The organism is Streptomyces sp. NPDC005805 (assembly GCF_040630445.1).
Lineage (GTDB): Bacteria > Actinomycetota > Actinomycetes > Streptomycetales > Streptomycetaceae > Streptomyces.
The window spans coordinates 11,999-36,288 of sequence record NZ_JBEXXN010000006.1 but is presented as its reverse complement, the minus strand read 5'-3'; the positions used below and the strand labels follow the sequence as shown (position 1 = coordinate 36,288).

Annotated in this window: 22 protein-coding genes; 7 read left to right on the top strand and 15 right to left on the bottom strand. The window is 72.0% G+C overall.

Annotated features, from left to right (window positions below; translation table 11 throughout):
* The first annotated feature begins 61 nt into the window (after nucleotides 1-61).
* Genes ABZ457_RS05570 through ABZ457_RS05560 form a run of 3 tightly spaced genes read left to right on the top strand, consistent with a single transcriptional unit; the run spans nucleotide 62 to nucleotide 1,736 of the window.
* Nucleotides 62-883, top strand: a complete 822-nt coding sequence (locus ABZ457_RS05570; RefSeq protein WP_359154171.1) for a helix-turn-helix transcriptional regulator — start codon at nucleotides 62-64, stop codon at nucleotides 881-883.
* The gene (locus ABZ457_RS05565; protein ID WP_359154169.1) at nucleotides 880-1,119 is read left to right on the top strand and encodes a DUF397 domain-containing protein; all 240 of its coding nucleotides are present in this window, start codon (nucleotides 880-882) and stop codon (nucleotides 1,117-1,119) included. Before ABZ457_RS05570 ends, ABZ457_RS05565 begins: the two co-directional genes overlap by 4 nt.
* The gene (locus ABZ457_RS05560; protein ID WP_359154167.1) at nucleotides 1,116-1,736 is read left to right on the top strand and encodes a dihydrofolate reductase family protein; all 621 of its coding nucleotides are present in this window, start codon (nucleotides 1,116-1,118) and stop codon (nucleotides 1,734-1,736) included. Before ABZ457_RS05565 ends, ABZ457_RS05560 begins: the two co-directional genes overlap by 4 nt.
* A 73-nt stretch (nucleotides 1,737-1,809) precedes the next feature.
* Here ABZ457_RS05560 and ABZ457_RS05555 read toward each other — a convergent pair whose 3' ends face one another.
* The 6 genes from ABZ457_RS05555 to ABZ457_RS05530 form a co-directional block, all read right to left on the bottom strand.
* Nucleotides 1,810-2,091, bottom strand: a complete 282-nt coding sequence (locus tag ABZ457_RS05555) for a hypothetical protein (protein WP_359154165.1) — start codon at nucleotides 2,089-2,091, stop codon at nucleotides 1,810-1,812.
* A gap of 3 nt (nucleotides 2,092-2,094) precedes the next feature.
* Complete coding sequence (locus tag ABZ457_RS05550; protein ID WP_359154406.1) at nucleotides 2,095-4,200, bottom strand: HYD1 signature containing ADP-ribosyltransferase family protein; 2,106 nt, start codon at nucleotides 4,198-4,200, stop codon at nucleotides 2,095-2,097.
* Nucleotides 4,083-6,812, bottom strand: a complete 2,730-nt coding sequence (locus ABZ457_RS05545; RefSeq protein WP_359154163.1) for a putative T7SS-secreted protein — start codon at nucleotides 6,810-6,812, stop codon at nucleotides 4,083-4,085. The genes ABZ457_RS05550 and ABZ457_RS05545 overlap by 118 nt, the downstream gene beginning before the upstream one ends.
* Complete coding sequence (locus ABZ457_RS05540) at nucleotides 6,812-7,360, bottom strand: hypothetical protein (RefSeq protein ID WP_359154161.1); 549 nt, start codon at nucleotides 7,358-7,360, stop codon at nucleotides 6,812-6,814. The genes ABZ457_RS05545 and ABZ457_RS05540 overlap by 1 nt, the downstream gene beginning before the upstream one ends.
* A gap of 101 nt (nucleotides 7,361-7,461) precedes the next feature.
* Complete coding sequence (locus ABZ457_RS05535; RefSeq protein WP_359154404.1) at nucleotides 7,462-7,872, bottom strand: SseB family protein; 411 nt, start codon at nucleotides 7,870-7,872, stop codon at nucleotides 7,462-7,464.
* Between the two features lie 240 nt (nucleotides 7,873-8,112).
* Complete coding sequence (locus ABZ457_RS05530; RefSeq protein ID WP_359154159.1) at nucleotides 8,113-9,282, bottom strand: cytochrome P450; 1,170 nt, start codon at nucleotides 9,280-9,282, stop codon at nucleotides 8,113-8,115.
* A 269-nt stretch (nucleotides 9,283-9,551) separates the two neighbouring features.
* Here ABZ457_RS05530 and ABZ457_RS05525 point away from each other — a divergent pair, with 269 nt between their 5' ends.
* A complete protein-coding gene (locus ABZ457_RS05525) occupies nucleotides 9,552-10,496 on the top strand; it encodes a helix-turn-helix transcriptional regulator (RefSeq protein WP_359154157.1) in 945 nt (314 codons plus the stop codon).
* 132 nt (nucleotides 10,497-10,628) lie between these two features.
* Nucleotides 10,629-12,014 (top strand): cytochrome P450, encoded by a 1,386-nt coding sequence (locus ABZ457_RS05520; RefSeq protein ID WP_359154155.1) that lies wholly within the window; start codon nucleotides 10,629-10,631, stop codon nucleotides 12,012-12,014.
* 82 nt (nucleotides 12,015-12,096) lie between these two features.
* Here the strand turns inward: ABZ457_RS05520 and ABZ457_RS05515 are convergent, their stop codons facing one another.
* Nucleotides 12,097-12,474, bottom strand: a complete 378-nt coding sequence (locus tag ABZ457_RS05515) for a BlaI/MecI/CopY family transcriptional regulator (protein ID WP_359154152.1) — start codon at nucleotides 12,472-12,474, stop codon at nucleotides 12,097-12,099.
* 265 nt (nucleotides 12,475-12,739) lie between these two features.
* Between ABZ457_RS05515 and ABZ457_RS05510 the strand changes: the two genes are divergently transcribed.
* Entirely contained in the window at nucleotides 12,740-14,074 is a 1,335-nt protein-coding gene (locus ABZ457_RS05510) for a cytochrome P450 (protein ID WP_359154150.1), read from the top strand.
* A gap of 50 nt (nucleotides 14,075-14,124) precedes the next feature.
* Here ABZ457_RS05510 and ABZ457_RS05505 read toward each other — a convergent pair whose 3' ends face one another.
* A complete protein-coding gene (locus ABZ457_RS05505; protein WP_359154148.1) occupies nucleotides 14,125-14,901 on the bottom strand; it encodes a hypothetical protein in 777 nt (258 codons plus the stop codon).
* A 168-nt stretch (nucleotides 14,902-15,069) separates the two neighbouring features.
* Here ABZ457_RS05505 and ABZ457_RS05500 point away from each other — a divergent pair, with 168 nt between their 5' ends.
* Nucleotides 15,070-15,384 carry a hypothetical protein gene (locus tag ABZ457_RS05500; RefSeq protein WP_359154146.1) on the top strand — a complete coding sequence of 105 codons (315 nt, stop codon included), beginning with the start codon at nucleotides 15,070-15,072 and terminating at the stop codon, nucleotides 15,382-15,384.
* A 46-nt stretch (nucleotides 15,385-15,430) separates the two neighbouring features.
* Here ABZ457_RS05500 and ABZ457_RS05495 read toward each other — a convergent pair whose 3' ends face one another.
* From ABZ457_RS05495 to ABZ457_RS05465, 7 genes are all read right to left on the bottom strand, one after another.
* Nucleotides 15,431-15,931 carry a hypothetical protein gene (locus tag ABZ457_RS05495; protein ID WP_359154144.1) on the bottom strand — a complete coding sequence of 167 codons (501 nt, stop codon included), beginning with the start codon at nucleotides 15,929-15,931 and terminating at the stop codon, nucleotides 15,431-15,433.
* Nucleotides 15,932-16,089: 158 nt separating this feature from the next.
* Complete coding sequence (hemB, locus tag ABZ457_RS05490; RefSeq protein ID WP_359154142.1) at nucleotides 16,090-17,091, bottom strand: porphobilinogen synthase; 1,002 nt, start codon at nucleotides 17,089-17,091, stop codon at nucleotides 16,090-16,092.
* A 158-nt stretch (nucleotides 17,092-17,249) separates the two neighbouring features.
* Entirely contained in the window at nucleotides 17,250-18,185 is a 936-nt protein-coding gene (locus ABZ457_RS05485; protein ID WP_359154402.1) for a class I SAM-dependent methyltransferase, read from the bottom strand.
* A gap of 213 nt (nucleotides 18,186-18,398) precedes the next feature.
* A complete protein-coding gene (locus tag ABZ457_RS05480) occupies nucleotides 18,399-20,060 on the bottom strand; it encodes a bifunctional uroporphyrinogen-III C-methyltransferase/uroporphyrinogen-III synthase (RefSeq protein WP_359154140.1) in 1,662 nt (553 codons plus the stop codon).
* Nucleotides 20,057-21,031 (bottom strand): hydroxymethylbilane synthase, encoded by a 975-nt coding sequence (gene hemC / locus ABZ457_RS05475; protein ID WP_359154138.1) that lies wholly within the window; start codon nucleotides 21,029-21,031, stop codon nucleotides 20,057-20,059. Before hemC ends, ABZ457_RS05480 begins: the two co-directional genes overlap by 4 nt.
* Entirely contained in the window at nucleotides 21,028-23,337 is a 2,310-nt protein-coding gene (locus ABZ457_RS05470; RefSeq protein ID WP_359154136.1) for a glutamyl-tRNA reductase, read from the bottom strand. Before ABZ457_RS05470 ends, hemC begins: the two co-directional genes overlap by 4 nt.
* Nucleotides 23,334-24,062, bottom strand: a complete 729-nt coding sequence (locus ABZ457_RS05465) for a redox-sensing transcriptional repressor Rex (protein WP_026277632.1) — start codon at nucleotides 24,060-24,062, stop codon at nucleotides 23,334-23,336. Before ABZ457_RS05465 ends, ABZ457_RS05470 begins: the two co-directional genes overlap by 4 nt.
* Nucleotides 24,063-24,290 lie beyond the last annotated feature (228 nt).

Sequence of the window (24,290 nt, the reverse complement as noted above, 5' to 3'; positions counted from 1 at the left end):
AACTCTTCTGTACGGGCGGTACGGGCGTAACGTACGGCCACCTCGGGGGAGTTGAGCGGGTATGAGCTCCAGGAGACGCCGCAAGAACGCCACGGCCATGCGCATGCTCGGCCGCCAGCTGGCCCGCTTCCGCGAGGCCGCCGGCCTCACCCAGCGCGCTCTGGCCGCCGAGTTCAACCTCGCGGAGGAGACGGTCGCCTCGATCGAACAGGGCCGCCGCACCCTCAAACCCGACCTCGCCGACCGCTTCGACGACCGCCTCGACACCAAGGGCGCGCTCTCGGTCGCGGTGGAGAACATGCCGGAGGTGGACCTGATCCCGGCGTGGGCGGAGGAGTTCCTCGACCGGGAGGAGGAAGCTTTGGCTCTGTCGTCGTACGAGAACCAGGTGGTCCCGGGCCTGCTGCAGACCGAGGAATACGCGCGGGCAGTGTTCGCCAGCCGCATCCCGGTCATGGACGCCGACGAGATCGAGATCCAGACGGAACGCCGTCTGCGACGCCAGCGCATCCTGCACTGCACGCCCCGCCGCAGCCTCAGCTTCGTCCTGTGGGAGGCGGTCCTCCATGTCCCCCTGGGCGGACCGGATGTCCACCGGGAACAACTCGCGCACCTGCGTTCGCTGACCGAACTACCGGGCATCGCCTTGCAGGTGATGCCGCTCAGCCACACCACGCACCCGGCGCTGGACGGCGCGTTCGTCCTGCTGGAGACGCCGGATCACCAGCATCTGGCGTACACCGAGACACAGCGCGGGAGCCGACTCATCTATGACCCCGACGAGGTCAGCATCCTCACCCAGAAGTATGCGATGCTGCGGACACTGGCCCTCGATCCCGATGACACCAGGGGCCTGTTGGATCGGCTGGTAGGAGAGAGATGAGTTCCGCCCTGACGTGGTTCAAGTCGAGCTACAGCGGCAGCGAAGGCGGCAACTGCCTCGAAGTCGCCTACGACTGGCGCAAGTCGAGCCACAGCGGAAGCGACGGCGGCAACTGCGTCGAGGTGGCCGCCCACCCCGCCGCCGTCCACATCCGCGACTCCAAGGTCCCGGCGGGGCCCGTCCTCACCCTGCCCCCGTCCGCGTGGGCGTCCTTCGTGGGCGGCCTGACCGGATGACCGGCCCGGCCGGCCGCGTGGTCGGCGACCTCACGGTCTCGGCCGACGGCTACGCGGCCGGGCACCACCAGACCGAGGACCGCCCCTTCGGCGACGACGGCGGCGACGGCTCGGGCGCGGCGCTCCACGCCTGGATGTTCGACACCCCGGACGAGAACCGCGCCGAGCTGGCGCGGCTCGCCGCCCCGAAGGCGTTCATCATGGGCCGCAACATGTTCGGCCCGGTCCGCGGCGCGTGGGACCGCCCGTGGGACGGCTGGTGGGGCCCCGAACCACCCTTCCACGCCCCGGTCTTCGTCCTCACCCACCACGCCCGCGAGCCCCTGCGGATGGCGGGCGGCACCACCTTCCACTTCGTCACGGACGGCATCACAGCGGCCCTCGCCCACGCCCGCGAGGCGGCGGGCCCGGCCGAAGTCGGCGTCATCGGCGGCGCGACCACGCTGAACCAGTACCTGGCGGCGGGCCTCATCGACGAACTCCGCCTCCACATCGCCCCCTTCACCCTGGGCACCGGCACCCGCCTCTTCGACGGCGTCCCCCCACTCCGGCTGGACCAACTCTCGGTCCGGGCGACGAGCCGGGTCATACACGTGACGTACGGCGTGGTGCGCTGAGGAACGCTCCGCTCCCTACGCCCTCTCTTCCCTACACGAACGGATACGACCATCAAGAGGAGACGCCGGGACGCTACGAAGGCCATTGCGCCTCACCCCACGCAACCTCAAATTCACTACGAGAGATCACCCTGGCTCGAAAATCCGGCTGCTGATTGACTTCATCGATCGACTCCAGCCTGATTTCACTCAAACCAATATCCGAGCTTTCGTGAAATTCATCGGATTTAAGGCTCGCCCGATCCCTGTACTGCTGAACCTTCCGCGTCTCGTACCGAACTTCATCAATCTCGCTAAAAATGACGATCGGTTCCGATTCGAATTCATGGATCCACTCGACTCGCCAGTATTCCATCCGTCAGCTCTTTCCGTGATTGACAATTCTTCCAGTAAGGTCAAGATTTTCATTGTTCAGGATTACATAAACATCAGGACGCTCCACAGAGCGCATGACCTCGAGGCCACGGACGTCTATCTCGAAGAAATGAGTGAATTTATGCCCGGCCCATGGGACGCGTACGAACGCATGCGAGAGTTGGCCTGGCGTCTTCGTCCCAGGCTGAATGTCCGATAGATACTGCCCATCACCGAAGCGCGCATCTTTGGGGTTGTTCGCCTTACGCGACGGCCACATCTCCCCACTCTCCAGAACTCCGTTATATCCACCCTCGTTCGTGTAGTGATACAGCGACCCTAGATCCTTTTCCGGGACTCTTTCAAGCCGATAGGGACACATGTCGGGAGCGAGCCCCAGAGGGTCGCTGACGGTATGCGGATTGCTTACGTAGGCCGTCGGGTTCGGGTGAGTGACGAGTCCTAGCGGATCACTACTCAGGTATCGAGCAGATAGGGGGTCATAGGTACGATGAAAGTTGTAATGCAGGCCCGTCTCGCGATCGAAGTACTGCCCGGGAAACCTCTGCGGTACATACGCAGTTGCGCCCGCACTCCATGCAGTGAGGCCCCACAGGGTGGACCGCACATGCCAAGCAACGTGATTCCTCTCGTCAATTAGTTCGACAGGGGAACCAATGAGGTCAGTCGCAACAGAGAGAAGGCGCTCTCGGGATACATCGCGTGTCCTGGTGGCACAGATACGCTCGTACTGCACTAGCGCGCGGCTATCCTTGTGCTCCCATGTGAGCGTGACCACCGTTGGCCCAGATTCCGACGCGGACGTTTGCTCGGCCAGCAGAGCGCCGTCCCACGTGAACACCACCTCCTCCGTGACCGACTCCCCGTCGCCCCCCAGTCGCCGCTTCGCGATCCGCCGCCCCAGGGCGTCATAGGCGTAGCGCCAGACCACCCCCTCCGGGGTGGTCGCGGACGTCATGCGGTCCTCGGCGTCCCACTCGTAGCGCCAGGTCGCCGGCTTCTGCGAGAGGCGGGGCTTCTGGCGCAGCGTGATGCGGCCGAGCGCGTCGTGTTCGTAGCGGACGCGGCCTGCGCGGGTGATCGTCGTGCCGGTGTACTCGCGGGGGCCGACCGCCTCCTGGCCCGGGTGGTCCGCGGGCCAGGAGGCGTCCGTCTGGTTGCCCGCCGCGTCGTAGGCGTAGCGCTCGGTCCAGTTCGCCGCGTGGACGGCGGTGACCCGGCCGATCGGGTCCAGGTCGAAGGTCTTGGTGCCGCTCAACTGGTCGGTCAGGGAGACCGGATGGCCGTCCGCCCGATACGCGTAGTCACGGCGCTGGATGCTCCGCCCCGCGACCCCCGTCACCTGCTGGCTGGTCAACCGCCCGAGCACGTCGTACTCGTTGGTGAAGGTGAGGGTGTCGCCGATGCGGCGCGCGACCTCCTGCCCCGCCGCGTCGTGCTCGAAGGTGATCGTGCGGCCCGCCGTGGTCAGGGAGTTCCGGCGGCCCGCCGCGTCGTACGTCCAGGTGCTCACCGCGCCCGTCGGCGTCGTCCGGCTCAGCCGCCGGCCCAGCGCGTCGTAGGTGTAGGAGATCGTGCGCCCGTTGACGGTCTCGGAGACGAGCCGGCCGTACCGGTCGCGCAGGAAGGTCACCGTCGCGTCCGGGTTGACCGCCTCCGCGAGGCCGTCGGTGAAGTCGTAGGAGAAGGTGGTGACCTTGCCCGCCGCGTCCTTGCGGACGACCCGCCCCAGCTCGTCCCGCTCGTAGCGGATCGTCTGCCCGAGGGCGTCGGTGCGGGCGACGAGGGAGCCCGCCGTGTCCCGCTCGTAGGTCAGCAGCCGGTCGTCGAAGTCGGACTCGGATATCAGGCGGCCGGCCGGGTCGTAGGCGTAGTCCCAGGTCAGACCCTGCGGATTGCGCACCTGGGTGAGGCGCAGCTCATGGTCGTGGGTGAACTCGTACCGCACGCCGTCCGGGCCGGTGCGGGCGGTCAGCAGGTCGAAGTGGGTGTACTCGAAGCGGGAGACCTGGCCGAGCGGATCGCTGTGGGCGACGCAGTTGCCCTCGCCGTCGTACGTCCAGGACTGCTCCGTGCCGTCCGCCTCGATGCGACGGGCGAGCTTGCCCTCGGTCGTCCACAGGAAGCGGGTCTCACAGCCCCCAGGGGGTCGGTGATCGACGACGGGCGGCCGAAGGCGTCCCGGGTGACCCGGGTGACCGCGCCCAGCGGATCGGTGATCTCGACCGGCAGCCCCGCCGGGTCGCACCGCACCCGCGTGGTGTTGCCGAGCCCGTCCACGGCCGAGGTCAGACGCCCCGCCTCGTCGTAGGTCCAGCGGGTGACCGTCCCGTTCGGCGCGAGGGCCTCGGTGCGGTTGCCGCGCTCGTCGTACGCGTAACGGACCACCGTACGGTCGGGGTTGACGATGCGGACCGGCAGCCCGAGGTCGTTGTACTCCGCCTCGGTGCCCCGGCCGTCCGGCCGGACGGCCGTCAGCGGGCGGCCCGCGTCGTCGTAGGTGAAGCGCGTGGTCCGGCCCAGCGGGTCCGTGCGGCGCAGCAGCCGGTTGCGGTGGTCGCGCTCGTACCGGGTGACGGACCCGACCGCGTCCGTCTCCTCGACCACCTGGTGGGACTCGTTGATCACATACCGGGAGACCGCGCCCGAGCCGGTCGTGGTCGTCGTGACGCGCAAACCCGTGTCCGGGTGCGGGTCGCCGTAGTCGATGTGCAGGGTCACATGGCCCGCTTCGCCCTGCTCGGCGACACAGCGGTCCCGGTCGTCGTACGTGTAGTCGTAGCGGCTGTCGTTGGTGTCGGTCCACGAGGTGACCCGGCCGCGCTCGTCGTACGTGAACCGCAGCGGAAGGCCGGAGGAGTTGACGACCTCGGTCAGATGGCCGTCGGTGTAGCCGTAGCGCAGGATCGATTCATCGGTTCCGCCCGCCGCCGCACCGGCCAGGGCGAGCGCGGTGATGCGTCCGGCGTCCGTGGTGAGCACCAGGCGGTAGCCCGCGCTGTGGACGATCGCGGTGGGCGCGCCGTCCCCGTCGTACTCGAAGGTGATCCAGTTGCCGTTGCGGTCGTCGACCTGGGTGAGCAGGGCGAGTTCGCCAGTGTGCGGGGAGAAGTGGAGGACGCGGCCGCTGTCCGGTTCGGTGATCGTGTAGTCGCCGTCCGGGGAGCGGTCCAGCGGGCAGGGTTCGCCGTGTGTCGGCAGCACCGGCACCCCGGGAGCCGGGTGCGGATAGGCGAGCAACCGGCCGTCCTCGCGGACGAAGACGACTCCCTCCGCGTCGATCTCCAGTCGCTGGTCCGCCGTGGACGCCCAGGACGGCCCGAACCAGCGGCCGGACCGGTAGTCGGAGGCGACGCGGCGGCGGAAGGCCAGGGCCAGGGCGCCGGGCAGCACCAGGTCCGTCTGCGGCAGGTACATGACGCCGGTCGCCAGGTCGATCGGGTCGGTGTTGCCGTTCTCGACCGCGTCCTCCGGGCGGGAGGGCTTGGCCGGGTCCTCGACCGCCTCCCTGGAGGGGGTGCGGCCGGCGGGCGGGCCGTCGGGAGCCCCGTGCCGGGCCGCGTTCTTCATTCCGGCCGTGGCAAGGCCCTTGACCGCGCCCGCGCCCTTGGTGCCGATCGCTTCAGGGATGAGACGCCCCCAGAACTCGGTGGGGTCGCTCTTGAACGCCTCCCAGGCGTTCTTCAGGGCGCGGTCGGGGTTGGCGGCGGTGGAGACGAGGCCGGCGAGCGTCATGTTGACGCCCTTGTAGTACTCGGCCGGGTGGGTCAGGTTGTAGCCGTCGATCGGGTTGACCGAGCGGACGAAGTTGATGAGCCCGGCGGTGCCCTGGACGATGCCGCCGGTCAGATGGAGGCTCTCCACGCCCATGGCCAGGGAGTAGTCCATGACCTCCAGCTTGAGCTTGTCCCGCCCGGTGGGTTCCTTCGGGGCGTGGGCCATCGCCGCGGTGACCGCGCTCCTGGCGATGTCGCCGGCCTCGTTGCGGGCCCGGCGCGCGTCGCCCAGGATCTCCCGCGCCCGGGCCCGTTTCGCCTTCCCCGGGTCGGAGAACTGGCCCGGGTGCGGCAGCGGACTGTCCCCGTTGCGGGCGGCGTTGTAGGCGTCGACCTTCTTGTTGTACGCCTCGACCGCCGACTTCGACGCGCTCTCGCCCTCCTTGAACAGGGCGATGGCCTCCCGCGCCTTGCCCTGCGCGGTGACGACCGCCTTCGCGTACGTCTCCAGCGCCTTCGCCGCGTCCTCGAAGGCGTCCGCCGCCCGCAGCCAGTCGGTGGGCAGGGGCCGGAACCTCTCCCGGAAGGTGTCGGCCGCCTCCCCCTTCCAGTGACCGGAGTCGAGCTTCTTCATCCCGCCGCCGACCAGGTCGAACGCCTTCTGGAAGTCGCGCAGGTTCTTCACCGTCGCGGTGATCTTCTCCGGCTTGCCGTGGACCAGCTCGTCGGCCTCCTCGCTCTGCCCGAGCTGCTTCTCCCCGACCTCCGCACCCAGCGCGGACGCCTTCTCGTCACCCCAGTCCTCGACCGCCTCCGCGACCCCGTCGTAGCCGTAGTGCCGCAGCCCCTGCCCGGCCTTGTCGGTCGCCCAGTCGACCCCCTCGCCCAGGGCCTCCTTGCCCTTGTCGATCCCCGCGTCGACCACGTCCACGGCCTTGTCCAGGCCCTTGCCCGCCAGATCACCGACGATCCCGAAGTCCGGCATCAGCGACTCTCCCCCCAGCGCGGCTGCTCCGCCTGGTCCACCGTCGCCTGGTCCGGGGCGAGCGTCTCCTTCAACTGCTCGTCCATCGCCTCACGCAGCTTCGGATCGAGCGCACCACTGCGCTCCATCGAGTCCAGCAGCGCGTCCTCCACGTCGTACGCGGTGTTCCGCCACGTCTGCTCGACCTCCTGGTGCGCCTCGGAGAACGACTCACGGCTCCAGTCCGCGTTGTCCCACACCTTCTGGTCCCGGACGGTCTCCCAGCTCATCCGCTTGACTTCGTCCTCGGACAGATGCGGATTCCCGTTCAGGGAGTTCACCCCGACCTTGATCGAATCCTTGACGTATCGTTCCTGCTCCGCATAGGAACCGGCGGACAGACCCACCCCCTGGGCGAACGCGTTCCCCTTCAACGTCAGGGCCCGCACCCCCCACTCCCACCGGTCACAGAACGTCCCGAACGCGGACGTCAGCCCGCCGTGCCCCAACTCCAGCCCCGACAGGGCCAGATCGGAGAACCCCCGCCCCACCGACGCCTCACCGATCATGCCGAGGTCCTTCAACTCGGCATGCGCCAGATCGATCCCCTTCGCAATGTCCGCCAGCCCCGACGAAGCCGCCGCCAGCTCTCCCTGCTCCCCGCCACCGCTCACCGCGCACCCCCGAGATCCACCGCCACACCCTCCGGCACGATCCCCGCCACCGGCGGAAACAGCCTGCCGTCCGCACTGCCCGCGTCCAGCGCCACACCACCCGGCCCCGGCAGCAACGGCACCATCGCATCCAGCAGCCGCGCGCCCAGCACCGTCCGGTACGGCCACTCCCGCCCGGCCTCACCCCGCGCCACCGCGAACCGCGCCAACGCCTCCTCGTCCGAGAACGCACAGATCCACCGCACACCCCCGAAGTCGGCCGTCCAGAGGCTCCCCAACTCATCGAACGGCACCAGCACCGCCGACCGCCGGAACTCCCCCAATACCCGCGCGAACTCCCGCCGCGCGGCCACCGGATCGACACCCCCCGGCGCGGGCCCACCAGGCCCGGGCCCGTCCGGCTCCAGGACCGGCTCCGGCACCGGCCCACCCGGCGAGGGCCCGTCCGACTCCGGCGCGCCACCCGCCCCCGCCGACACCCCCGCCAGATCCTCCAGCCCCGAACGCCGCCGCCCCGCTATGTCCCCGTTGTCAGTCACCCCCGCATGCTGCCAGCCCCCCGTTTCCACAAGCAATCCGGAAACGGGGGGCCTGCGAAGGAGTGGCGGAACGGCCGGATCGCGCTCCTGGGGGGCGGGGGCAGGTTCCTACAGGTGGACCAGCAGCTCGCCGTAACCCTGGAGGGACACCGAGTCGAGCTGCGCCGGCTCCGACGCCAGGCGGATGTCCGGGAAGCGGGTGAACAGCCGTCGCAGCGCGACCTCGGTCTCCAGCTTGGCCAGACGGGAGCCCAGGCAGTAGTGCGCGCCGTAACCGAAGGCGATGTGGTCCCGGTTGGTGGGGCGGTGGATGTCGAAGTCGTCGGGGCGCTCGTGGTGTGACGGGTCGCGGTTCGCGGCGACGGTGGAGGCGAGGACCGCCTCGCCCTTGCGGATCTCGGTGCCCGCCACCGTGATGTCGTCCGTCGCGTACCGGAGCACGATGTGCCGGATGGGCGAGGTGAAGCGCAGGCCCTCCTCCACCACGCGGACCCAGGTGGCGTCGTCGTCCAGGGCCTCGCCCGCGAGCGCGTCCGGGTGGGTCAGCAGGGCGTACGAGGTGTTGGTGATCGCGTTGATCGTGGTCTCGTGTCCGGAGATCATGATCAGGAAAAGGGTCTCGACGAGTTCCTGCTCGCTGAGCCGGTCGCCGTCGTCGTGGGCCTCGACGAGCGCGGTGGTCAGGTCGTCGCCCGGCGCCCGGCGCTTGTCCTCGACCAGCTTCCCGAGTGTGCGGTAGACGTCCGCGACGGCGTGTCTGATGTCCGCCTCGGGGTCGGCGCTGTCCTGGGGAATGGTCATCCGGTTGAACTGGGTCCGCAGCCCCGCTATCACGCTCCCCGGCGCGCCGAGGACCTCGCAGATGACCCGGACGGGCAGCGGGAACGCGAACAGCTCACGCAGATCGACCGGTTCGCCGTCCCGGGCGGCCGCCTCCAGCCCGTCCAGCAGCTCGTCCGTGATCTCGGTGATGCGCCCGCGCAGCGAGTCGATGGGCGCCCGGGTGAACGCGCCGCCGGCCAGCCGCCGCAGGCGCCGGTGGTCGTCACCGCCCGCGTGCAGCATGCTCGCCCCGCGGACCAGGGCGATGAGCTCCCAGTTGTCCGGGACGGAACCGTCCTGGAGCCCTGTCCAGTACGCGGGGTCCTTGGTCAGCCGCGGATGGGTCAGGACCTCGTGCGCGACGGCGAGGTCGGTGGCCGCCCAGGACGGGACGTCGCCGGGGAGGGTGACGGGGATCAGCCGTCCCTGGGAACGGAGTTCTCTCGCTTCGTCCACGGGATGCGCGCTGGGGGAGATCGCGTATCGGCCGGATCGGTGGTTCACAAAGGCTCCAGTGGTCGGGTAACTCGGTTGGTGTCAGACCGCGTTGGCAAGGTGGGGCGAGCCGGCGGCGGGCTGCCCGAGGACGGACGCTGCCACACGGGCCGCCCTGCGGGTATCCGGGATGACACTGCCCACAAGGGCATGGGGAAGAATCCTTTCTCTTCACGTTGTGCGCGCCCGGGGAAGGCGCCATGACGAGGGACCGACGGGGGACGGCGAGGATGCACGGTCGTGACGGGCACGGACACGAGAAGAAGGACCATCAGGCACGCGACGCCGACCTGGTGCGGGAGATCCTGGACAGCACACGCGTGGCGCGCGGCATGACCATGAAGGCGCTGGCCGAGGCGATGGAGATCACGCCGCGCACCCTGCGCAACTGGCTCCGGGACCCGTCCGGGCTGACCGGCAGACGGATCGAGCGCCTGGCGGATGCCCTGGACATCAGCGCCGAGAACCGGGCCAACCTCCGTCAGCTCCTGGTGGCCCGGCCCGAGCCCGCCGGGGACCCGGGCGAGCCTCCGGTGCTCACCGTGTACCGGCGGCTCATCGACGGCTCCGCCCACCCGGCGATGATCACCGACCACACCGCCGAGAACTTCCACATCAACGCCGCGTTCCACGACCTGTTCGCGCCCGTGGCCCCGCACCGGTTCGCCTCACCCCTGAAGAACGGCCTGACCTACATCCTCTTCCATCCGCACGCGGCCGACGTGCTCGGCGACGGGAGCCCGGAGTCCTTCCGGGAGTACTGGCTGATGCCCGCCCTGGCGCACCACCTCGCCGCGCTCCGGCTGCATCCCGGGGACGCCAGACTCCGCTGGGCCGAGCGGGAGATCCGGAACCGGCCCAGGGTCCGGCGGGCCTACGAGGCTCTGCCCGAGTGGATCGTCCGCAACGGGGACCTCCATGTGAACAGCACCCCCCGGCCGTTCCGGGATCCGCGGACCCGCCGCCCGAGGACGGTGAACATCGTGACCGAGGGCCACCACGGCTACCAGCCCTTCACTCTCACCCACACAACCTGGGTACTCGACGGCGAAACGGAGCATCCCGGACGCGGTCAGAATCCAGGGAGGGCCGAAGCCGGCACGGCGGTAACGGCGGCGGGGAACGCCGCCAAGTCAGCGGGATGTCAACCCTGTTGCTGCTCTGCGGCGCCCTGAAACGGCGGGCTATGCTGACGTCCGCTCAGGATCTTGCCCGTAGCCGAATCGAGGCCACGACCGCCGCCCACGGCCCCGGCCGTGCACGGAACCCCCGGCCAGGAACGGGCGCCCCTTCCTCCGGAGGACACAGTGACCGCCCATCCCCCGATATCCAGCGTCCCCGGCCCGCCTCCCGGCTGCCCGGCACACGGCGGGACCTTCCCACGGCGCATCCACGAGGAGACCGAGCCGGCGCGGATGTACGAGGAACTGCGCCGGGAGCACGGGCCGGTGGCGCCCGTGCTGCTGCACGGGGACATCCCTGCCTGGATCGTCCTGGGCTACCGGGAGAACCTGGAGGTCATGCGCACGCCCAGCAAGTACAGCCGGGACTCGCGCGTCTGGTCGGCCTTCCGGCAGAACCAGATCGCCCCGGACTCCCCGCTGATGCCCATGGTCGGCTGGCAGCCGCTGTGCGTGTTCGCCGACGGGGAGCCCCACGCCCGGCTGCGCGGCGCGGTCATCGACGGTCTCGGGCAGTTCAACCGGCGCGGTATGCGCCGGTACGTCACCCACTACACCCGTGAACTCGTCAACTCCTTCGGCCCGGGCACGGCGGACCTGGTGCGCGACTACGCGGAGCCGCTGCCCATGCTCGTCGTGAGCCGGCTGCTCGGCATTGCGCCGGACGAGAGCCCCTCGCTCGTCGAACCCACCCTGGACCTCATGCGGGGCAGCGAGACGGCGGCGGAGAGCAACGACCAGGTGACGCGGGTCCTTCAGCAACTGGTCGCGGAGAAGCGGAGGAAGCCGGGGAACGACCTGGCCTCGCGCCTCATCTCGCACGAGGCCGCCCTGACCGAGGCGGAGATCGTCGAGCACCTCAGGCTGACCCTGGTGGCCGCCCACCAGAACACCAGCAACCTCATCGTCCACACCCTGCACCTGGTGCTCACGGACAACCGTTTCCGCGGCGGGCTCTCGGGCGGCCGGATGACCATGCCGGACGCCCTCGAACAGATCCTCTGGGACAAGCCCAGCATCGGCGTGATCCCCGGCCGCTGGGCGACGGGCGACACGACCCTCGGCGGCAAGCACATCAGGGCCGGCGACATGCTCCTGCTCTGCATCGCGGCGGCCAACGTCGACCCCGACCAGCGCCCGGACCTCAGCACGCCGATGCACGGCAACCGGTCCCATCTGTCCTTCGGCGCCGGTCCGCACGAGTGCCCCGGCGGGGACATCGGCCGCGCCATCGCCGACACCGGCATCGAGGAACTGCTCGCCCTCCTCCCCGACCTCTCGCTGGCCGTTCCCGAGAGCGAACTCGGCATCACGGCGAACTGGCTCAGCAGCCGGACCGCCACGCTCCCGGTCGAGTTCACGCCGCCGGCCTCGCAGCGACAGGACCCCGCGGCCGCGCGGACACCCGCCGCTCCGCTGCCGCCCGCCGCGGCGCCCCCGGCGCCCGCACCGGCCGCGGCGGCGCCCGGGCCCGGCCGCCGGCGCTCGTGGTGGTCGTCCATCCTGCGCTAGAGCCTGCCCGGCAGACAGGTACCAGCACCGACAGGTACCAGCACCGACAAGCGGAGGCGGTCCCGGACGGGACCGCCTCCGGTCATGACACCTCGCCGTCCACGTCACCGCCGAGGTCGCACAGCGAGGACTCCAGGGCCCGGCGCTGCGCGGGGCTCAGCCGGGGCAGCAGCTCGCCGAAGCAGTCCTCGCCCCCGACCCGCAGGCCGTGCAGCGCGATGCCCGCTCCGTACTCGGCCCGGCTGAGCACCGGGTAGTAGCGGTAGGCGCGCCCGTCCGGAACCGAGGCGACGAACTCCTTGCGGCTGAGCTTGTCCAGGACCGTGGAGACGGTGGTGTAGGCCAGCTCCCGGCCGCGGTCCCGCAGCAGCTCCCGCATCTCGCGCGTGGTGACGGCCGCGTCCGCTCTCCAGACCAGGTCCATCACCGCAGCTTCCAACTCCCCCAGTTCGCGCCTCATGCGGTCACCCTAGGAGCGCGACCGGGTGCGCCCGATGGGAGCGGAAGCGAATTTTCCGCCCGCTTGCGCCTTTCGGCCGGGCCGTTCCGCGCACCGGCGTACCGCCCCCGCGCGCGCCGGCGACCACGGGACCGCAGCCCGCTTCTCCCGCCCCGCACACGCGACTACTATCCGGGATAGTTGATCGTTCGAGGGCACGCGTCCCCCACGCCGGCCGCCCTCCCGGCACCACCGGCGGGCCCGCCGCCTCCTGGAAGGACCACGAGTGTCCCTGGAAACGATCCCCCTCGCCACGGGCGGGGTGCCCGGCCTCGGCCATGTCCCCCGTCTCCTGCGCGACCCCCTCGCCGTCCTGAGGTCCCTCCACACCGAAGGACCCGTCGTCCTGCTGAAGGTCGGCACCATGCCGATGGTGTACGTCACCAGCCCGGAGACCGTGAACGAGGTCATGGTCAAGAAGGCGCGTTCGTTCCGGAAGGGCCGCCTCTTCGACCGGGTGAGCGAGCTCGTCGGGGAAGGGCTCGCGAACAGCAACGGGTCCAAGCACCTGCGCAACCGGCGCCTGATGCAGCCGATGTTCTACAAGGAACGGCTGGCGGGCTACGCGGACGTGATGAGCGGACGGGCGCGGTCCCTCGCGGACTCGTGGCACCACGGCCAGGAACTCGACGCGAACGGGGTGATGGTCACATACGCGATCGAGACCCTCGCCGCGACCCTGTTCGCCGCCGACATCGGCCGGCCCGCCGTCCAGTCGGTGCGCGAGGACCTGCCGGTCATCATGCGGAACATGCTGCGCAGGGCGCTCGCGCCCACATGGATGGACGCCTGGCCCATATGGAAGGAGTTCAACCGCTCGGCCACCAGAATGCGCTCGGTCATCGACGACGTCATCACCCGCACGCGTGCCGCCGACCCCGAGGGCCGGCCCGATCTCCTCTCCCTCCTCCTGGCCGCCCGGGACGGGGACGGTGTCGGCTTCACCGACGAGGAGGTCCGCGACGAGCTGACCACGATGCTCTTCGCCGGCTCGGAGACGGTCGCCTCCACCCTCGCCTGGGCCCTCCACCACCTCGCGCTCAACCCGGACGTGGAGCGGGCGGTGCTCGACGAGATCAAGACCGTGGTCGGCGACCGGCCGGTCGCGTTCGCCGACGTCATGCGGCTGCCCACGGTCACCCGGGTCCTCGACGAGACGATCCGGCTGCACGGCGTCGTGACCCTGATGCGGCGCTCGACCGAGCCGGTGACGATCGGCGGGCACGAACTCCCGGCGGGCACCGAGGTCCTCATCAGCCTCTACGGCCTGCACCGCCACCCCGGCCTCTACCCGGACCCCGAGCGCTTCGACCCGGACCGGTGGCTGCCGGAGCGGGTAGCGGCCCGCCCGCGCGAGCACGCCCTGCCGTTCGGGGCGGGCAACCGGCGGTGCATCGGGGACAGGTTCGCCTGGATGGAGGCCGTCATCACCCTGGCGACCCTCCTGCCGCGCTGGAAGCTCGTTCCCCGGCCCGGGGCCAGGCCGCCGACCGAGGCGACCGCGTCGATGGCCCACCCCGACCGGGTGGAGATGGTCGTCCACCAGCGCGACGCGCACTGAGGCGAACCGATCCGCCGCCCCACCGGGCCGGGACCGTACACCGCGTCGCCTCAGCGGCGCCCGGACCCGTCCGGCGGGGTGATGGTGAACGACGGTTCCGGCAGCCGGAAGCGGACCGGCCCGCCGGCCGTGGCCGTACCCCGCATACCCCGCACCGGAGGGAAGTCGGCGTCCAGAACCAGGGGCAGGCCCGTGTGCGTCCGGCGGATCTCCCCCACCGGAAGCCGCAGCCGCAGGCCCGGCAGCCGCTCCAGCAGCCGGTCGACGACCGCGTCCGCGATCAGCAGGGCGAGCCCCGCCTCGCTCTCCGGGGGACCGGTCCGGGCCTGGTCGCCCGGCGCCCGCCCGGAACCCTCGCGGCCCGGACCGGGCAGCTCCAGCATCAACCGCCCGGTGATCAGGGCCGTCGCCGTGTCCGCCGTGATCACCACCAGGTCGTAGACCTCGTGCGCCAGCGCGTCGGGGCGGGCGTCCGGACTGTGGTGCAGCATCCAGGACACCAGGTCGGGCCCGGGCGACACCGCCTTCTCCGCGACCAGTTCCTCGATCAGCCCGTGCAGGTCCCGCGCGGCCCGTTCCGGATGCGGCGACTGCCCGGCGGTCAGGGCCGTGACCGACTGCCGCATCCGGTCCGCGTACCACTCGTCCGCCCCGAGGAAGCCCTGCATGCTCAGCGCCGGCAGTGGCACGGCGATCCGGACCATCAGGTCCGCCCGCCCGTCGGGGGCGAAGGCGTCGACGGCCGCGTCGGTGATCTCCTGAACGAACAGCGGGGTGCACACGCCGAGTTCGCCCAGGGCACGGCGGGTGACGGATGAGGCAGGCACAGAACCCTCCACGGTTACAGGAACCCGGACGGGATCGTCACCTCCCCGGCGGCCCGCGTCGGCCGGGGCGGAAATCTCGTTTCCCCCCGGTGGGCGGCACCGGGCGGAATCACGATGATGAGGTCTCGTCACGGGACCCCGCAGAGCGCACCAGGGAGGGAGCAGCACATGAGATCCGCCGTGCCCAGCGCGGAGAGCACCCCCGCCACCGACCGCGCCCTCGCCGCGTTCCTCCGCGCGCGGGTCGCCGAGGCGTCCACCAGCGGCTGCTCCGCCGAGCGCAAGGCCCTCGCGGGGGTCCGGGCCGTGCTCGACGAGTTCGAGGACAAGCACCTGAGCGCGCACGAGTCGCCGATCGACGACTACGTCGTCGGGCAGATCGACGCGCTCCGCTGGGCGCTCCAGTGCGTCGCCGCGGCCGCGTTCTCCCACCACCCGGCGCTGCCCGGGGTGCTGCGCCCGCGGCCCGCCGACGCGGCGTAGCCCGCGCCCTCGGGGCACGGCGTACGGGGCCGGGGCCCGGGGGCCGTCAGCCCACCGGCACCAGTTCCGTGTCCCTGACCTGGAAGACCTGCCGGGCCTCGCCCACACTCACCCGATCCACCGCCGCCTCAAACCTCAACTCCAGGAAGGGGCCCAGCCCTTCCAGGCCGGATGGCGTGAAATCGACGGTCAGCAGATTTCCCGGATCCGCCTGCCCGATCGTCTCCAACCGCACGCCCGACCAACCGAGTTCCCCCCGGTCCCAGGTCCGCAGCCGGTGGTCCACCTTCGGCGGCCGCACCCGGCTGATCTGCAGCCCGGACCGCCTCCCGTCCAGCCGCAGCCGGGTGCACCGGCAGTACAGACTCCGCAGCGGATGCAGCTGCACATGCCGGTGCGCCCGCAGCACGAGGGACATGGGCGGCGTGAATCGCCTGCGGAGCGCGGGGGCTATTCGCACCCTCACCCGGGCCGCGTAGGAGTCCGCCTCCGCGACCTCCATCTCGAACCGGTCGCCCTCCGCGCTGGACAGGCCAAACACAGCCACGACTCCTTCGCTTGTGATGTCTGCGGCGGGGCCGTTGATCACCCCTATACCAGGAAACATCACGCTCGGCACCAACTCGACCACGGAAAGCCAGTGTTGGCCGAAAACCGACGGGCCGAGGCGGTCACCGGCCCCGAAGAGCCTCCGGGCCGGTCGCCTCAGCTCCCCCCGCCCAGCCCCCGCGCCGCCTCCGTCGCCCAGTACGTGAGGATCATGTCGGCGCCCGCGCGCTTGATGCCGAGGAGGGATTCGGCGATGGCGGCCTCGCGGTCGATCCAGCCCTTCTCGGCGGCGGCCTCGACCATCGCGTACTCGCCGCTGATCTGGTAGGCGGCGACCGGGACGTGGGCCGAGTCGGCGACGCGGGCGAGGACGTCGAGGTAGGGGCCGGCCGGTTTGACCATGACCATGTCGGCGCCCTCCTCCAGGTCGAGGGCCAGCTCCCGCAGGGACTCGCGCACGTTGGCCGGGTCCTGCTGGTAGGTCTTGCGGTCGCCGGTGAGGGAGGAGCCGACCGCCTCACGGAAGGGGCCGTAGAACGCGGAGGAGTACTTCACGGCGTACGCGAGGATCGACACGTCCTCCTTGCCGATGGTGTCGAGCGCGTCGCGGACCACGCCGATCTGGCCGTCCATCATGCCGCTCGGGCCGACGACGTGGACGCCCGCGTCCGCCTGGACCTGGGCCATCTCGGCGTAGCGTTCCAGCGTGGCGTCGTTGTCGACGCGGCCGTCCGCCGTGAGGACCCCGCAGTGGCCGTGGTCGGTGTACTCGTCCAGGCACAGGTCCGACATGATCACCAGCTCGTCGCCGACCTCGGCCCGCACATCCCGGATCGCGACCTGGAGGATGCCCTCCGGGTCCGTGCCCGCCGTGCCGAGGGCGTCCTTCTTCGCGTCCTCCGGCACGCCGAACAGCATGATCCCCGCGACGCCCGCCTCGCGCGCCTCGACGGCCGCCTTCCGCAGGGTGTCCCGGGTGTGCTGGACGACCCCGGGCATCGCCTGGATCGGGACCGGCTCGGCGATGCCCTCGCGGACGAACGCGGGGAGGATCAGGTCGGCCGGGTGCAGCCGGTTCTCGGCGACCATGCGCCGCATGGCGGGGGTGGTCCGGAGCCGCCGGGGGCGGGCACCGGGGAAGGATCCGTACGCAGTCATACGGGCCACGCTACGCCCGTCACGGGGCCGCGATTACCGACAGCCCGTCGGGGAGGGCCGGCCCCCCGCCAACCAGCCGCCCCCACCCGGACAGGCCCCACCCGGACAGGCCCCACCCGGGCGGGACGCCCCCGCCCCGCCCGGACAGCACACCCCCGTCACCGCTCCGCCCGCACCAGCCACGCCGACGCCGCGTACCGCACGCCCTCCGGGGTCAGATGCGCCTCGATGTCGGCCCGCAGCGCGGCCAGGCAGCGGGCGCGGGCGGCGGCGTCCAGTTCCTCGACCATCCACGCCATCCGCCCCGCCATGAACGCGTACGCCCGCTCCACCTCCCGCCCGAAGCAGAGCGGCGCGTCGACGCCCTCCACCCGAGGGGCCCCGAACCCGGCGGCGGTGAGCACGTCCCGCACCCGGTCCGGGGCGGCCAGCGAGAACGGGCCGGGCTCGCCGGGGCCCGGGACCGGGAACTCCCGGCCCTCCGCGGCGAGTACCCGCCGCACCCGCACGAACCACTCGTTGCGCGCCGCCTCCTGCCACACCAGCAGCACCAGCCGCCCGCCCGGGCGCAGCGCCCGGCGGATGTTGCCGAAGGCGGCGACCGGGTCGGCGAAGAACATCGCCCCGGCCCGGCTGATCGCCACGTCGAACGCGCCCTCGGGGAACGGGTGGACCTGCGCGTCGGCCTGCTCGAAGCGGACGGTGTCCAGCCCCTCGCGCGCCGCCTGCCGCCGGGCGACCGCGAGCATCGGCCCGGACAGGTCCACGCCCAGCACCGTCCCGCCCGCGGTCAGCCGGCCCGCCGCGCGGGAGGTGAGCCCGGCGCCGCAGCCGATGTCGAGCACGGCCTCGCCGCGCTGGAGGGCGGCGGCGTCCAGGAAGGGGCCCTGGAAGGCGTGCAGGCTGCGGTCGAAGTCCTCGGCGTGCGCGGCCCAGAACCCGCCCTCGTCACCGTCCCAGGCACGGGCCTGCTCCGCGTTCCCCGGGTGGACGACGCCGACCCCGGGCCCCGCACCCGCACCCGCACCCGCACCCGCACCCGCACCCGCACCCGCACCCGCCGGATCGTCGACCCCCGCCGTGCCCTCGCCCATGACCGTCACCGTCCGTTCCTCGCGGCCGCCGGGCGCACGCCGCCCGGTGCGCTCCTGCCTCCGGTGTACGCCCCGGGGGACGCCCGTGTCGACCACCGCCCCGCCCGGGAAACGCCGGAAGCAGCGAGGGCGGGCCGGAAAACGCCCGGGGGCGGGCCGGGATGATCCCGGCCCGCCCTCGCGGAAGCCACCAACCGACCGGCCCTCAGGGGGTCATGTCGTCGTACGCCGCCTCCGGCCGCCCGGACGCCGCTCCGACGGACGCGTCACATGCTCGCCCGCCTCGACCGCCGCCGCCCGGCGCGCCGCGCCGAGCTCCGCCAGCGCCTCGGCCAGCCGGGTCACCGACGGCTCCGGCGACAGGACGTCCACCCGCAGCCCGTGCTCCTCCGCGGTCTTCGCCGTCGCCGGGCCGATACAGGCGATCACCGTCACGTTGTGCGGCTTGCCCGCGATCCCGACCAGGTTCCGCACGGTCGACGAGGAGGTGAAGAGCACCGCGTCGAAGCCGCCGCCCTTGATCGCCTCCCGGGTGTCGGCCGGCGGCGGCGAGGCGCGCACGGTCCGGTACGCGGTGACGTCGTCGACCTCCCAGCCCAGCTCGATCAGGCCCGCGACCAGGGTCTCGGTCGCGATGTCGGCGCGCGGCAGGAAGACGCGGTCGATCGGGTCAAAGACCGGGTCGTACGGCGGCCAGTCCTCCAGCAGACCGGCGGCCGACTGCTCGCCGCTCGGCACCAGATCCGGCTTCACACCGAAGTCCACCAGCGCCTTGGCGGTCTGCTCGCCCACCGCGGCGACCTTGATGCCCGCGAAGGCGCGGGCGTCCAGCCCGTACTCCTCGAACTTCTCGCGCACCGCCTTGACCGCGTTCACCGAGGTGAAGGCGATCCACTCGTAGCGGCCGGTGACCAGGCCCTTGACCGCGCGCTCCATCTGCTGCGGGGTGCGCGGCGGTTCGACGGCGATCGTCGGGACCTCGTGGGGCACCGCGCCGTACGAGCGCAACTGGTCGGAGAGCGAGGCGGCCTGCTCCTTGGTGCGCGGGACGAGGACCTTCCAGCCGAACAGCGGCTTGGACTCGAACCACGCGAGCCGGTCGCGCTGCGCCGCCGCGCTGCGCTCGCCGACCACGGCTATGACCGGCTGGTGGCCCTCGGGCGAGGGGAGGACCTTCGCCTGCTTGAGGGTCCCCGCGATCGTGCCGAGGGTGGCGGTCCAGGTGCGCTGGCGGGTGGTGGTGCCGGCGACCGTCACGGTGAGCGGGGTGTCGGGCTTGCGCCCGGCGGACACCAGCTCGCCCGCGGCCGCGGCCACCGTCTCCAGGGTGGTGGAGACGACGACGGTGCCGTCGCTCGCACCGACCTCCGTCCAGCAGCGCTCGCTCGCGGTGCGCGCGTCGACGAAGCGGACGTCCGCCCCCTCGGCGTCGCGCAGCGGGACACCGGCGTACGCGGGCACGCCGACGGCGTTGGCGATGCCCGGCACGACCTCGAAGGGGATGCCCTCCGACGCGCAGGCGAGCATCTCCCGGCCCGTGTCGGTGTCCAGGCCCGGATCGCCCGTCACCGCACGGACCACCCGCTTGCCGCCCCGCGCGGCCTCCATGACAAGATTGGCCGCATCCCTCAGGACGGGGATTCCGGCGGTCGCTGACGCATCGTCAACAACCGTCAGCTCAGGCGTGCTTACGCCCGCCCGGGCATGTCCGCGCACGACGTCGAGCACCGCGGGCTCGGCGATCAGCACATCGGCGTCGGCCAGGGCTTCGACGGCACGCAGGGTCAGCAGACCCGGGTCGCCGGGACCCGCCCCCAGGAAGGTGACGTGCCCGGGCGCCGCGAGGGCCGGATGGTTCGAGGTGGTGGGGCTCAAAGTGCTCGCTCCCCCATAAGACCGGCCGCACCCTTGGCGAGCATCTCGGACGCGAGTTCGCGACCGAGCGCGATGGCGTCGCCGTGCGACACGGGTACGGGACCGGTGGTGGACAGCTGCACCAGCGCGGAGCCGTCGGTCGTGCCGACGACGCCCCGCAGGCGCATTTCGGTGGCTTCCCGGCCGTCGTCCAGGAGGTCGGCGAGCGCACCCACGGGTGCGGAGCAGCCGGCCTCCAGGGCGGCGAGCAGGGCACGCTCGGCCGTCACGGCGACCCGCGTGAGCGGGTCGTCGAGCGCGGCGAGCGCGGCGACCAGCCCGGCGTCGGCCGCCGGGCACTCGATCGCCAGGGCCCCCTGGCCGGGGGCGGGCAGGACGAAGTCGACGGACAGCAAGTCGGTCGCCTCCTCGGCCCTGCCGATGCGGTTCAGTCCGGCAGCGGCGAGCACGACGGCGTCGAGCTCCCCGTTCCGCACGTATCCGATCCGGGTGTCGACGTTGCCGCGGATCGGCACGGTCTCGACGTGCAGCCCGTGGGAGCGGGCGTACGCGTTGAGCTGGGCCATGCGGCGCGGCGAACCGGTGCCGATCCGGGCGGGCCGGCCGGCGGTGGACGCGGCCAGCTCGTCGAGGGTGAGTCCGTCGCGGGCGACGAGCGCGTCGCGCGGGTCCTCGCGGGGCGGGACCGCGGCGAGGGCGAGGTCCTCGTGCTGCGCGGTCGGCAGGTCCTTGAGGGAGTGGACCGCGAAGTCCACCTCCCCGCGCAGCAGCGCGTCGCGCAGCGCGGCGACGAACACGCCCGTGCCGCCGATCTGCGTCAGGTGCTCGCGGGAGGTGTCCCCGTAGGTCGTGATCTCGACGAGCTCGACGTCCCGGCCGGTGGCACGGCGCACCGCCTGCGCCACCTGTCCGGACTGGGCCATGGCGAGTTTGCTGCGCCTGGTCCCGAGCCTCAGTGCCCTCTCGGTCATACCCGCCCTCGGTTCTTGACGTCTGCGTCGTTCAGGTCGGCCCGGCTGACGGAGGCGACCGTCTCCGGGTCGAGGTCGAAGAGGGTCCGCAGCGCGTCGGCGTACCCGGCGCCGCCGGGCTCGCTGGCGAGCTGCTTGACCCGCACGGTGGGCGCGTGCAGGAGCTTGTCCACCACGCGCCGCACGGTCTGGGTGATCTCGGCGCGCTGCTTCTCGTCGAGGCCGGTGAGGCGTCCGTCGAGGCGGGCCATCTCGCCGGCGACCACATCGGCGGCCATGGTGCGCAGGGCGACCACGGTCGGCGTGATGTGCGCGGCGCGCTGGGCGGCGCCGAAGGCGGCGACCTCGTCCGAGACGATGGTGCGCACGGCGTCGACGTCGGCGGCCATGGGGGCGTCGGCGGACGCCTCGGCGAGCGACTCGATGTCGACGAGCCGGACGCCGCCGAGGCGGTGGACGGCCGCGTCGATGTCGCGCGGCATCGCGAGGTCGAGCAGCGCGAGCCGCACGGGCCCGCCGTCCGCCGCCGCGCCGGTGCGCGCGGCCGCGGCGGAGTGCGCGGCGGCGCGCGCGGCGTTGTCCACCCACGCGCCGTGCTGCGCGAGCGCGTCCACGGGCAGATCCTCCAGCCCGAGCGGACACTCGGCCCCGGCGAGGGCAGCGGGATCGCCGACCCCGAGGTCGTCACCGGCTCCGCCGAGGGGGGTGGTGTCTCCGGTCACGGGGGTGTCCACTCCGGGGGCGGCGTCGGCACCGGTGTACGTTCCGTTGCCGGCCAAGCCCGGCCCGCGCCCCGCGTCGACGCCGGTGACGCCCGCCGCGCGGGCGTCCGCGCCGGGGGCGCGGCCCGTGCCGGGGCGGGTGTCCGCAGCGGTGGCGGTGGACGTGTCGTTGCCGCCCGCGTCCGGACCAGCGGCATCACTCGCGAGGCCCGCGCCGGGGGCGGTGGCGGCAGCCACCGCCCGGGCGTCCTCGCCAGTCGGCCCAGCCGGGCGCGGGTCCGTGCCGAAGGCACCCGCCGGGCCGGAGCCGGACTGCGTGTCCGCGGCGGGGGCGGTTCCGTTGCCGGCCGCATCGAGGCCGGAGGCATCACCCGCGCGCGGGTCCCCGCCGGGCAGCCCGGCCACGTCGGCGGCATCGCTCGCGAGGCCCGTGCCGGGGCCGGCGAACATGCCGGTGCCCGCCGCGCGGGCATCCGGGCCCGCCGCCGGACCGCCGGAACCGGCCTCACCGGGAGCCGAGTTCGTGCCGGTGAACGTTCCGTTGCCGGAGGCGCCCGCCGCGCGGGCGTCCAGGACCGCGGCCGGGCCGGAGTCGGGCCGCGTGCCTGCGGCTGCCCCGCCGGCCTCCGGCGGGGCCGGTTCCGGCACGCGCCCGTCGCGGGCCGCCAGGGCCGCGAGGCGGGCGACGACGCTGCCCTCGGGGGCGCGCAGGTCGGCCGCGGGGAGGGCGGCGGCGTCCACGTCGACGTGCTGCGCGAGCGCCGACGCCACCGCGTCCGCCGTGAGGACGAGACCCGTCGCGCCGGTGCACGAGACGACCACGTCGGCTCGTGTCAGTTCGTCGGGGACCGCCGACATCCGGACCGCGTGCGCCCGCAGACCGCCCGCCGCCGCGGCGAGCACCGCCGCGAGGCGTTCCGCGCGCTCCGGCGTGCGGTTGGCGATCACCAGCTCGCGCACACCGAGCCGCGCCAGCGTCGTCGCGGCGAGGGAGGACATCGAACCGGCACCGATGACCAGCGCCCGCTTGCCCTCGGCCCACCGCTCGACCGGTTCGCCGGCCGCGAGCTGCTCCAGGCCGAAGGTGACGAGCGACTGGCCGGCGCGGTCGATGCCGGTCTCGCTGTGGGCGCGCTTGCCGACCCGCAGGGCCTGCTGGAACAGGTCGTTGATCAGCCGCCCGGCGGTGTGCAGTTCCTGCCCGCGCGCCAGCGCGTCCTTGATCTGGCCGAGGATCTGGCCCTCGCCGACGACCATCGAGTCCAGCCCGCACGCCACCGAGAACAGGTGGTGCACGGCGCGGTCCTCGTAGTGCACGTACAGATAGGGGGTCAGCTCCTCCAGCCCCACCCCGCTGTGCTGCGCGAGAAGCGTGGACAGCTCGGCGACGCCCGCGTGGAACTTGTCCACGTCCGCGTACAGCTCGATGCGGTTGCAGGTGGCGAGGACCGCCGCCTCCGTCGCGGGCTCCGCGGCGAGGGTGTCCTGCAACAGCTTGACCTGCGCGTCGGCGGGGAGCGCGGCCCGCTCCAGCACGCTCACGGGAGCGCTGCGGTGACTGAGTCCGACGACCAGGAGACTCATGCCGGCATCACGGCGGGCATGTCCCCGTCAGGTCCCTTGCGGGTCGCCGCCGCCTCGGTCTCCTCGCCGGCCTTCCGCTGCTCGTGGAAGGCGAGGATCTGGAGCTCGATGGAGAGGTCGACCTTGCGCACGTCCACCCCGTCCGGCACGGACAGCACGGTGGGCGCGAAGTTGAGGATGGAGGTGACACCGGCGGCGATCAGGCGCTCGCATACCTGCTGCGCGGCCCCGGCGGGCGTCGAGATCACGCCGATCGAGACGCCGTTCTCACTGATGATCTTCTCCAGCTCGTCCGTGTGCTGGACGGGGATGCCCGCCACGGGCTTTCCGGCCATCGCCGGGTCCGCGTCGATGAGCGCGGCGACCCGGAAACCACGGGAGGCGAAGCCGCCGTAGTTGGCCAGCGCGGCGCCGAGGTTACCGATACCGACGATCACAACCGGCCAGTCCTGGGTGAGCCCCAGTTCACGGGAGATCTGGTAGACGAGATACTCGACGTCGTAGCCCACACCACGCGTCCCGTAGGAGCCCAGGTACGAGAAGTCCTTGCGCAGCTTCGCGGAGTTGACGCCCGCGGCGGCGGCCAGTTCCTCGGACGACACCGTCGGCACGGACCGCTCCGACAGCGCTGTCAGGGCGCGGAGGTACAGCGGAAGCCGGGCGACGGTGGCCTCGGGGATTCCTCGGCTACGGGTCGCCGGTCGGTGATTTCGGCCAGTTGCCACGGTGCTCCTGCGGGATGAGCGAGGCTGCAGGCGGCCGTGAGTCCCATGACCGCCCCGTCGAATGCAGGCTATGTCTTTGTGAACGCGTGCACAAAGATTGTGTCCAGTTTGTCCGTGCAAAGTGACCGGGCTCACGCGTTCCGGGGCGCCGATCCCGGAACCGCGGACCCACCTCGCCCGTACCGCTCCCAAAGGGCGCAAAACCGTCCACACTCCCCACGATGACGC